Annotated in this window: 14 protein-coding genes; 7 read left to right on the top strand and 7 right to left on the bottom strand. The window is 28.4% G+C overall.

Annotated features, from left to right (window positions below):
* A partial coding sequence (locus tag AVBRAN12647_RS09295; protein WP_336615083.1) for a hypothetical protein occupies window positions 1–247 on the top strand: 247 nt, incomplete at its 5' end.
* Window positions 248–274: 27 nt separating this feature from the next.
* On the opposite strand, the gene AVBRAN12647_RS09290 is transcribed toward AVBRAN12647_RS09295, so the two are convergent.
* Window positions 275–829: a YceI family protein gene (locus tag AVBRAN12647_RS09290; RefSeq protein WP_214119700.1), complete on the bottom strand. Its 555-nt coding sequence runs from the start codon at window positions 827–829 to the stop codon at window positions 275–277.
* A gap of 93 nt (window positions 830–922) precedes the next feature.
* Here AVBRAN12647_RS09290 and AVBRAN12647_RS09285 point away from each other — a divergent pair, with 93 nt between their 5' ends.
* The 6 genes from AVBRAN12647_RS09285 (at window position 923) to AVBRAN12647_RS09260 (ending at window position 7213) form a co-directional block, all read left to right on the top strand.
* Window positions 923–2107 carry a saccharopine dehydrogenase family protein gene (locus AVBRAN12647_RS09285; protein WP_214119699.1) on the top strand — a complete coding sequence of 395 codons (1185 nt, stop codon included), beginning with the start codon at window positions 923–925 and terminating at the stop codon, window positions 2105–2107.
* A gap of 96 nt (window positions 2108–2203) precedes the next feature.
* Window positions 2204–3673, top strand: a complete 1470-nt coding sequence (locus tag AVBRAN12647_RS09280; protein WP_336615082.1) for a hypothetical protein — start codon at window positions 2204–2206, stop codon at window positions 3671–3673.
* 4 nt (window positions 3674–3677) lie between these two features.
* Entirely contained in the window at window positions 3678–4052 is a 375-nt protein-coding gene (locus tag AVBRAN12647_RS09275; protein ID WP_214118876.1) for a DUF1425 domain-containing protein, read from the top strand.
* A 9-nt stretch (window positions 4053–4061) separates the two neighbouring features.
* Window positions 4062–4682: a penicillin-binding protein activator LpoB gene (gene lpoB / locus AVBRAN12647_RS09270; RefSeq protein ID WP_214118878.1), complete on the top strand. Its 621-nt coding sequence runs from the start codon at window positions 4062–4064 to the stop codon at window positions 4680–4682.
* A complete protein-coding gene (locus AVBRAN12647_RS09265; RefSeq protein ID WP_336615081.1) occupies window positions 4676–6004 on the top strand; it encodes a DUF6844 domain-containing protein in 1329 nt (442 codons plus the stop codon). Before lpoB ends, AVBRAN12647_RS09265 begins: the two co-directional genes overlap by 7 nt.
* A 9-nt stretch (window positions 6005–6013) precedes the next feature.
* Window positions 6014–7213 carry a hypothetical protein gene (locus AVBRAN12647_RS09260; protein ID WP_336615080.1) on the top strand — a complete coding sequence of 400 codons (1200 nt, stop codon included), beginning with the start codon at window positions 6014–6016 and terminating at the stop codon, window positions 7211–7213.
* A 22-nt stretch (window positions 7214–7235) separates the two neighbouring features.
* On the opposite strand, the gene AVBRAN12647_RS09255 is transcribed toward AVBRAN12647_RS09260, so the two are convergent.
* From AVBRAN12647_RS09255 to AVBRAN12647_RS09230, 6 genes are all read right to left on the bottom strand, one after another.
* Complete coding sequence (locus tag AVBRAN12647_RS09255; protein WP_336607655.1) at window positions 7236–7790, bottom strand: hypothetical protein; 555 nt, start codon at window positions 7788–7790, stop codon at window positions 7236–7238.
* A complete protein-coding gene (locus AVBRAN12647_RS09250; protein WP_214118886.1) occupies window positions 7791–8366 on the bottom strand; it encodes a hypothetical protein in 576 nt (191 codons plus the stop codon). It lies immediately after the preceding gene.
* Window positions 8367–8371: 5 nt separating this feature from the next.
* Window positions 8372–9034, bottom strand: a complete 663-nt coding sequence (locus tag AVBRAN12647_RS09245; protein ID WP_336615079.1) for a hypothetical protein — start codon at window positions 9032–9034, stop codon at window positions 8372–8374.
* 63 nt (window positions 9035–9097) lie between these two features.
* Window positions 9098–9652 carry a cysteine peptidase family C39 domain-containing protein gene (locus AVBRAN12647_RS09240; RefSeq protein ID WP_214119685.1) on the bottom strand — a complete coding sequence of 185 codons (555 nt, stop codon included), beginning with the start codon at window positions 9650–9652 and terminating at the stop codon, window positions 9098–9100.
* Complete coding sequence (locus AVBRAN12647_RS09235) at window positions 9637–10488, bottom strand: hypothetical protein (RefSeq protein WP_214119684.1); 852 nt, start codon at window positions 10486–10488, stop codon at window positions 9637–9639. Before AVBRAN12647_RS09235 ends, AVBRAN12647_RS09240 begins: the two co-directional genes overlap by 16 nt.
* Window positions 10489–10518: 30 nt before the next feature.
* Window positions 10519–10760 (bottom strand): hypothetical protein (locus AVBRAN12647_RS09230; RefSeq protein ID WP_336615078.1); only part of this gene is annotated, 242 nt, incomplete at its 5' end.

Genomic DNA, 10760 nt, shown 5'->3' with positions numbered 1-10760 from the left:
AAAAACAGAAGAACAAATCAAACTTAATAATATAATTGAAAAACTTAAAAAATCACAATCTTTAGATAATAACGAAAAAGAAATATTACAAAAATTTAATATCCAAAACATAAGTAATGAATTAAAAATAAGCGAAGATAAATTAAAAGAGTTAATTAGTAATGATAAGCTAGGAGATTTTATAGATTTTACGAAAGAATTTAAAAAAGATTTAAGCGATACAAGATTAATTGATATAAGAATTTGAAATAAAATTTCAAATTCTTAATTTTAATTATTTTTTATCAGCTTCAGCAAAAATTTGAACTTTTACTTCGTTTGCTACTAAGCCCTCATTTGTATCTTTTGCTACATCAAAATCTTTTCTTAAAAGGTCAAGATTTAGGTCAAACCCAAGTTTAGTTTTATCTCCCATTGTAGCAACACCATTGATAGCAACATCAAATGTTACTTCTTTTTTAACGCCATTTATGTTTAATTCCCCTGTCATTTTTCCTTGTGTATCACTTACTTTTTCGTATTTACTCATAACAAAAGTAAGTTTTGGATTAACTTTTTCATTTAAAAAATCACTTGATTTTAAATGCTCGTCTCTTTTTTCACTATTTGTATCAACGCTTGCTACATCAACGCTTGCATTAAATACTTTAAAAGTTTTATTAGCTTCATCAAAATCTATCATCGCATCAAAACTTTTAAATTTGCCCTTAGCATTAGAAACTAACATATGTTTAACGCTAAATTCAACGCTAGTATGAACTTTATCAAGAACAAATTCACTAGCACCTAAAATACCTGCTAAGCTTAAAGCTAAAAATAATTTTTTCATAATATACTCCTAAAATAAAATAAGACTAATATAATCTCATAAAAAGATTAATCATTATCATAAATATTTTATCATAAGCTAAAAGGAGAAAATATGAAACATTTATTAATAATTGGAGCTGGTGGAGTTAGCCGTGTAGCAACCTATAAAGCAGCTGAATATAAATATTTTGATAAAATCACGCTTGCAAGTAGAACAAAAAGCAAATGTGATGAAATAGCAAGTTTTATTAAAGAGCGTTTAGAAGTTGAGATTGCAACTGCTACGATTAATGCTGATGATACAAATGCAGTTGTTAAGCTTATACAAGATATAAACGCTACGATTTTATTAAATGTGGCTTTACCTTATCAAGATTTAGCTTTAATGGACGCTTGTTCTCAAACTAAAATTCCATACATTGATACAGCAAATTACGAACATCCTGATTTAGCTAAATTTGAGTATAAAGAGCAATGGGCTAGAAATAATGACTTTTTAAAAGCTGGTGTTCCTGCACTGCTTGGAAGTGGATTTGACCCAGGTGCAACGAATGTTATGTGTGCGTATGCGCAGCAATATTTATTTGATGAAATTCATACAATTGATATTATGGATTGTAATGCAGGAGATCACGGCTATGCTTTCGCAACTAATTTTAACCCTGAAATAAACTTAAGAGAAGTTAGTGCAAATGGTAGATATTGGGAAAATGGCGAGTGGATTGAGACTAAACCACTTGAGATTAAAGTTGAACACGATTATCCTGAAGTTGGGGTTAAAGATAGCTATTTACTTTATCATGAAGAACTTGAGAGCTTATGTAAAAATATAAAAGGTTTAAAAAGAATTAGATTTTTTATGACTTTTGGACAAAGCTATATTCAACATATGAATTGTCTTAAAAATGTAGGTATGCTAGGAATTGAGCCAGTTGAACATCAAGGAATGAAGATAATTCCTATTGAGTTTTTAAAGACACTTTTACCTGACCCTGCAAGTCTTGGTGCAAGGACTAAAGGCAAGACAAACATAGGTTGTATTATTGAAGGTATTAAAGATGGCAAGGCTAAAAAAGTATATATTTATAATGTTTGCGTGCATGAAGAATGCTACGCTGAAACTGGCGCTCAAGCAGTAAGCTACACAACAGGCGTTCCTGCTGCAATTGGAACATATTTAATAGCAAGTGGCAAATGGAGTGGAAAAGGTGTGTTTAATATGGAAGAATTTGATGCAAAACCATTCTTTGATGAAATGAATAAAATGGGTCTTCCTATTAAAATACTAGAGCTATAAAAAATAAACAATAATTCTTATTATTTAAGAATTATTGAATTTTAAAAAAAATTAATATATATTAATTAAGTTTTTATAAAATGGCGTTTTTTAAAAATGGGGGGGGGGTCGGCGATGTTAAGAGTTTTGTTAAAAGTTTTTGTTTTAGTTTTTACTTTATTAGTATTAAATGCTTGTTCTTCTGTCTTTTTAGGCTATGAAGAAGAAAATAAAAATAAAATATATTCTTTAGATACTAAAGACTGCGAATTACTTACGAAAAAAGAGCTAAAATACTCAAAAGAAAATGTATTAGAAAAGATTAAAGACCCACTTTACAACGGCAATTATTACGGATATCAAGCATTCTTGTGTAAGTCTTATAAAGATAGTATTAAGCTATTTGATTTGGTTGAAGATGGTTATAAAGATAAAGATGAAAAAAATCTATTGTTAAAGATTGGAGAAGGAGTTTTAGAAGGTCTTTTTAATGATAATATAACTGATTATAGCGGTCAATATTATGAAAAAATGCTAACTAATACATACAAATCAATGAGTTATCTAGCTTTAGGTGAATACGATGAAGCTGGAGTTGAAATCAAAAGAGCCTTAGATAGACAAAAAAGAAATAAAGAAGAATTTGAAAGCGATATTTTAAGCGAATTAAACTACTTACAACAAAAACCTAGAGAAAGTAATGAAGTAATAGACATTATAAATAATAGTGTCCCAATTCCTGCTTATAAGTCTTATGCTAATTATTCTAATCCATTTGTTAGCTATTTTTCTGCTCTTTATTATATTTTAGATGGTAGGTCAAATAATTCTATTGATTTATTAAAAGAAGTTTATTCTCAAGAAAATGATTTGCTATTTTATCAAGATTATGAATTAGCTAAAAACAATTTCAACACTAAAAGAATAGCAAATAAAGTAAAAAAAGGAATGCAAATATCTAAAACAAATAAATATATTTGGGTAATTTATGAAAATGGTAAATCTAAATCTTTAAAAGAATTTAATCTATCATTGCCTATTGTTTTTATTAAGAAAAACGATAATGATATAGATTATAAAATTCCTTTTGGAAATGAAAAATACTCTGTTTATGCTAATCAATTAGCCATTAGTAGTTTAGTGTTTTCAATAGCAATTTTAGGAGATAGTAGTGATGCTTATCCTTTTATAATGGCAAATAATCAAAAAACAAGGCTTCTAAGTGATATGGATAAAATAATAGGCGCTGAATACAAAGCTACATTAATACCTAGAATATCTAAGTCTTTTTTAAGAGCGATTACTAAAACAATGATTAGTGTAAAAGCCAATAAAGAGAATTTATATTCTGGCATAGGTGTTGATTTGGTAAATAATTTATTAAACCATTCTGATATTAGATACTTTATAGGTTTACCTAAAAACTATCAAGCAATTAGAATTGCAAATAGTGGAAGTATAAATATTGCAAGTCCAAATTCTCAAACACTATTTTCACAAGAATTAGATATAAATAAACATTATGTAATACTTGTAAAAATTCCTACAATAGGAACTGAATATATAACAATATTTGAAGAAAGGTAAAAAAATGAAAAAATATATCTTAACAGCTTTTGCTGTATTTTTATGTTCGTGTGCTAACAATGCAAATGTAATCAAAAACAATCAATGCTTTAATGTAAGCTATTTAGATGAAGATTTAAATAAAATTCTAAAATGCGAAGAAAGAAGCAATAATGATTTTAATAACCTAATAATTAGTATTGAACTTACTAATATAAGCAATAATGAACTAAATCTTAAATACTCACAAGATTGGTTTTATGATAATGGTATGCATGTTGATAATTTAGGTTTAGCTAAAAAAGAGCTAACACTACAACCAAAAGAAACAAAATATATAAAATTAGGTGCTCCAGCAAACGCACATAATTACAAAATAAAAATTAACAAATTTAATTAAGGAGACAAAATGAAAAAATACTACACACTAGCTTTAGCACTAAGTTTAGGAGCTTGTGCAGCTGCACCAAGTTATGTCGTTGATGAAGTAAATAATGGCAAAAATCAGCCTGTTTCACTAGGTATTGATGATATAGATTTACAAAATGCGGCAAGAGATTTGATTAATTCTATGTTAGCAAGCCCTGTTTTTGCTACTTCAAATCCAAACGAACGCCATATTCTTGTAATGAGTAGGATTACTAATGATACAATGCAACATTTTGATACAGATATTCTTACTAAAAAAATAAGAATTGCTTTACTTAATTCTGGTCGTGTTTATGTAACAACAGCAATTGGAGCTAATGGGGCTGAGGATAATATGACCCACGCTACAAGAGAATTAAGAGATAATGACGAATTTAATCAAAAAACAATAGCTAAAAAAGGCACAATATTAAGTGCAAATAGGTCTTTAAGCGGTAAAATAATTCAAAGAAATACTAGAATTAAAGGAACTTTTAGTGATTCTCAAAGAGTTGATTATTATTTCCAAATGACGGTTACAAATCTTGATAATGGCTTAGCAATTTGGGAAGATGAAATAAAAATTAATAAACTTGGTTCAAATAGGAGTGTAGCATGGTAAAAAAAATAGTTTTATCTTTGGCATTAAGTTCAGTTGTTTTTGCAAATACTTGCGAAAATCCGGGAAATGATATAGAAACATTAATAAAATGTGCAAAAAGTGAGCTTTTAGCAAAAAATCCAAATGCTAAAGTTTATATAGAAACAATATCAATTCCAAAGCATCCAAACGACCCACAATATTATGATTTTTTAAGTGCAAAGTATAATGAAGCATTTTTAAAAATTAAATCTAATTTAGCAATGAAAATGGCAGGAAACTTAGTTGCAAAAGAAATTGCTAAAAAGAATGATCATAGTAAAATGCCAGCAGAATTAGTAGAAGAAAGACTAAATAAAGAAATAGAGCGTCAAAGAAGACTAGAAGAAGCAAAAAATGAAAAAGAAGGTTTCTTAGATGGCTTAATGAATAAATTTTTCGGCAGTGATGATAAGATTGATTTGACAAAACCACAAATTGATGAAGAATTAAGACTTCGCGCAGAAGAAGTGCTATATAGCAATACTTTTAAAGAAGAAATGTATAAAGTAGCTCGTGAAGAAATATCAGGATTAATTCCTTATGAAAACTTTATAGTAGTTAGTGATAATGGTGAAACAGAACTAGGAATAGTAGCATATACATCACCTAAGTCAAGAGAATTAGCAAGAGCTTTAGCAGGTGGCTATAAAGCAAATGCTACAAACAATGAAGAACAATGTAAAAGTGCTGATGCAGTAGTGAATGCTTTAGGCTCAAGTGATAATAAAATAAATAAATTAGGTTTAAAATTCTTTTACAACGAAGCTTGCCAACCATCACTTTTAGCTTTTGGAATGGATACTTATAAGATTGAGGATGGAATGACTAATGAATATAAAAGTTCAAGTTATTCAGTAGCTCAAATATTAGCAGAAAAAACTTTAGCTACTTTTGTAAAATCATCTATTTATACTTATACAAATGCAGATAAAACTACTGATACAGTTCAAAAAGCCTATACAACTTTAATTAAAAAAGGTGCAAATGAAAGTGCAACTGGTGGTAAAGAAACTAGATCAGATAGCTATTCTGATTTAGAAGAATTTTTTAGCTCTGAAGCACAAATGAGCCTAGTAGGTGTTGAAGTTGCTGATAAATGGACTAAGCAATTTGATACACACGGAGTTGCTGGGGTTATTATGTATTATTCACCTACAAGCATAGAACAAGCAAAGCAAGAAAGAAAAGAAATCAAAGGTGATTTAGATAAAAAAACATTAGGCTCAAAAACAAGCGAAATTCCATCAAATGGTAATGCAAAAGTAATTCGCTCTAAAAATATTGATGTTGATGATTTCTAGGATTAAATTATGAAAAAGATATTAATTGTTTTTTTAGGCTTATTTTTAGTAAGCCTAAATGCTAAAGTAGTAACTACAACTAGCACAAAAACTGCTACCGGAGAAGGCTATGGCATTACATACGAGCAAGCAGTAGATAATGCTTTAGCAGAAGCTGTTTTGAAATTAAACGGAGCTTATGTTAAAACTAGACAAGAAGCTCAAATTAGTGCGATAAAAAGTGGTGATGAAAATGAGATTTATAAACACTTTAACCAACAAATTAGCAAAGCAACAAATGGTCGCTTTAGCTCTTTTGAAGTTATAGAAAATACAAAAACAGAAGATGGATTTAGAGTAGTCGTAAGTATTCAAAAAACAGCAGTTTCAAAAAAATACGAACTAGCCGGAATGAAAAACGATAGAAGAAAAATCATCGTAGCACCTGCTCTAAGTCCGAATAATTTTTCTTTATTAGGAAGAGATAGCGAACAAATAACAAGAGATTTAAGATTTAAAATAGAAAGCAATATCCACAAAACTCGTAAATTTGATTTATTGGATAGACAAGAAGGAGAAGCATTAGCTATTGAAAGAGATATAATTTTAAATGACGCAAATAAAGATGAGGCTTTAAAATTAGGTCAAAATCTAGGCACTGATTATATATTGCTTTACACCATAAGCGATGTTAATACAACTAATAAAAATTACTCAATTATTGGCAGTGGTAGTAGTTCTAAAGTAAGTGTTAGTATAAATTATCAAGTTATTACATTTGCAACTAGACAAATAAGATTTGCTGATAGCATAAACCTTGATATAAAATCTAAAGATTATGATAGTATTTTAAACGATATTGCAAGCACTATTGTATTAAATACTCAAGCTGCTATTTATCCACCAAAAATAGAAAAAATCAGCAATAATCAAGCAGTTTTTACTCAAAGCCTACCTATAAATACACAACTAGAATGCTATAAAAAAGGCGATAAAATCTATGATAGTTACACAAAAGAGCTAAACGGCTACGAAGAAATTTTTAGTGCTTTGGTGCAAGTAACTAATGCAAATGCTAAAACAAGCTATGCAAAAATACTAGAAGGAAATGCAAATAAAGGCGATATTTGTAGATTTAAAAATATTGGCAACAACTCTACAAGTAATGATGCAAATGGAAAAGATGTAAAAGATATAACACCGGTTCAAGGTGGTGGATTTATATTTTAAAAATAAAAAGAATTTGATTTATTCAAATTCTTTTATCATACAAATTCTTACTATCTTTATACGCCATTAAAATAGCTAATAAATCTCTTTCATCTTTGATATTTTGAATATCAAGTTTGCTTAAAATATCTTCCATACTTTCACGAGTGCTAGTGCCTTTTACTTCTATTTTTTCTCTAGGCTTTTCTTCTTCATATTCAGCTTTTATTTTTAGATATTCTTTTTTAAAATCATCTATGCTTATTTTTTCATCTGCAAATAATCTAAAAAGCCTTTCATCATCGCTAAAATTAAATCTTAAATCATCATAATATGTAAAGCTACCACTACTACTATTTATAGGATTTGCTTGCAAAAAGCTTTGTAAATCTTTTTTAATCTCTATATCAGAATGCTTTGCAAAAGCTCTTTGATAAATACTATCTGTCTTATAATCATTTTGAACTTGTAAAAATAAATCAAACATATCATTAGGCTTAGCAATTTGGCTAAGCTCTTTGCTTAAATCTATCTTTTTTAAATCTTTATTATTTGTATTAATGAGATTTATTTGATTTAAAGATGAGTTAATTTGCATTTATGTCCTTTTGTTTATAAACTCGGTTTCTAGCATAGATAAAACATAAGCATCATAGCTATCTTTTTGCTCTCTTAGAGATTTTACCAAGTTTGCTAAGTTTTCTTTATACACATTTAAATCGCTCTTTACTTCAATCGGTTCTCTTTTAATCTCTTTAGTATCTAGCTCTTTTGCTGCTAAATCCTTAGTAATTGCTAAAAGCCATCTAGGTTTAAATTCTTCTATGCTTAAATCACTATTTAATAAGCTTTCTAGCTCATCATTTAAGGCAATTTGCCCGTTTATTGAATTTGAATTAGTCATAATAAAGCTTAAAAGTTCGCTTAATTCATTTAAACTACTTTTATCATCAAGCCCTAATAGTTTGCCATAAATAGTAACTTCGCCATTCTTACTAACCCCACTAAAACTCTTACCCCAATTATCGTGATTATATAAATTAGAAATGCCTTTTAAATCATCAGAGCTTACTGGCTTAGAATTTAAATCTTTATTAGTTTCAGTCCTTATCTCATCTCTTAAAAATATTTGCCTTAAATCCAAAATACTCTGATTGTTATTTATGATTGTCATTTTAACTAAACCCTTTTATCATATAAATTCTCGCCATTTTTATAGGCTAAAAATATAGCTAATAAATCTCTTTCATCTTTGATATTTTGAATATTAATTTTGCTAAGTATTTCTTCCATGCTTTCACGAATGCTAGTGCCTTTTACTTCTATGGCTTCGTAAGGTTTTTCTTTAGTTTGTTCTTCTTTTTCTTCTTGTTTAATTTCTTCTTTTGTATTTATTGCATTATTTCTTAAATTTTCTTTTTCTTTAACTCTAGCTTGTAATTCTTCAACGCTTGGCATTTTCTTACTATCTATATAACCTAAAGGAAAATCATCAGGCAAACCTAAAGATGGCATATTTAGTGAGTTTAGCGTTCTATCAAGCTCTTTTTTATCAATTTCTACCCAATTTTTCATAAATTCTTTGCTTATTTCTTCTACTAAATCAGGGTCTAATGCTCCAAACACACAATAACTTGCCTTTTCTCCAAGATTTAAATTTCTATCATTTATTGGATTATAAGTCGGATCGTTTTCTAGCTTTTGCTGGGCTAGTTTTAGATATTCTAAACTAGCCTTTCCATCTTCATAATAAGGTTTATTGGCTTGAATATCTAGGTTATCATTTTTTTTACTAATTTTAGTTGTTGGATATGTTATATAAGAATTAGCCGTTATTTTCATAATCATCTCCTTTATCATCTATATCAGCAAAATTAACAAAAACTTTAAAAATATAAAACTTATTTAAATTTCTTTTATTTGACTTGGGCGTGGTAAATTTGGCTTTAGTTCTTTTGTAATATTTGGCTTAATTATTAGAGCGTATCCACCTAAACCATCTTTATCCCATACGCTATAAAATTCTTTTTTAGAGCTTAGATATTCGCCAAAGCTTGGGTCATATACTTTCACAAAATCCCCATTAATATTATTTACCACTACAAAATGTGGAAATCTCGGGTCATTTTCAATCTTTACTATAAAAGGCACGAATATTTTTTCAAATATATTACGATTTAATTTATAAGCTTTTGCATTAAAACCCAATTTATTTAACGCATTATTTAATTCATTAAAACTTAGCATATTAGTATTTTTATCTAAAACTTCTAAAATATCTTTTTCACTAAAACGCTTGATATTTGTTAGATTTAGTAATGTCGCTATACTACTTGCCCCACAAGATTCTTCATAACTTTGTCTTACTACGGAGTTATTTTTGATTTGTCTATAAGACTTCACTGCAAACTCGGCATTAAGACAAGTTATAGTTATAAAGATTATTAGAATTTTTGCCATAAGCTAATACCAAACACACTATCAGGAGCAGCTGAACCACCACCAAAACTAGCGTTAAAACTGATACTTGTATCATCATTTATACTATAAGTTGAGCCTACACTATATGTTGGGATACTTCTTAGATTTGTATATTTTACACCATTGATTTTCTGAGCTGCTTGAAAACTCTGTGAAGCTTCTAAATCAAGCGTAATTTTAGGGCTTAATACTATACTAAGATTTGCACCAAAATTATAAGAATTTCCATAATTTATCGCTAGTTTATCAAAAGTCCTAGTATCATTATATGTAAATCCCATATAAATACCCCAAATAGCAGGGTCGCTATATCCTTTTAAGTTTAGCTTAGCTGAATGTGATTTAAAATAAAAACTTTTATTTGTATCAAGTGCTTTTTCTCTTTGTAATAATCCTGCTTGATAAGAAAAACTAAGTATTTTATCACTAAAACTATCAAATCTATAATTAAACCCAAGCCACAAGCTTTCAAATGAATAATGAGTTTCACTCATAGGCTTACCCGTAAAAAAATTACTATATTCATTTCTAGTAGCATTAGCGCCAATTGAAGTTATAAAATCAAGCTTGTTATTAAATGAATATATCAAAGTTTCATTCAAACTAAGCCTTTTATTATCAGTCCAAATCACAGGATCGCCTCCTATTATTAGACTTGGATAACTTGTGTAGATATTAGCATTCCCGCTAGTGATTAAACTAAGACTTGTAATGCTTCTAAGTCCGATTTGTCTTTTAAAAAGACTATCAATAGTAATAGCATCAGAGCCAAATAAAAAGCTTAAAGTAAATGCTATAAAAAATAACTTTTTCAAACTCTTCCTTTCAATTTAAAATATAAAATTTCAAACCCTTTTATCATATAAATTCTCGCCATTTTTATAGGCTAAAAATATAGCTAATAAATCTCTTTCATCTTTAATATTTTGAATATTAATTTTACTAAGTATTTCTTCCATACTTTCACGAGTACTTGTGCCTTTTACTTCTATGGCTTCGAATGGTTTTTCTTTAGTTTGTTCTTCATCTATTTCTTTTGCTTTGTTTCTTTTAGTTTCTATCTTTTCTTTAATCTCTAAATATTTTT

The organism is Campylobacter sp. RM12647 (assembly GCF_020138135.1).
Classification (GTDB): Bacteria; Campylobacterota; Campylobacteria; order Campylobacterales; family Campylobacteraceae; genus Campylobacter_E.
This window is presented reverse-complemented; position numbering and strand designations above follow the sequence as displayed.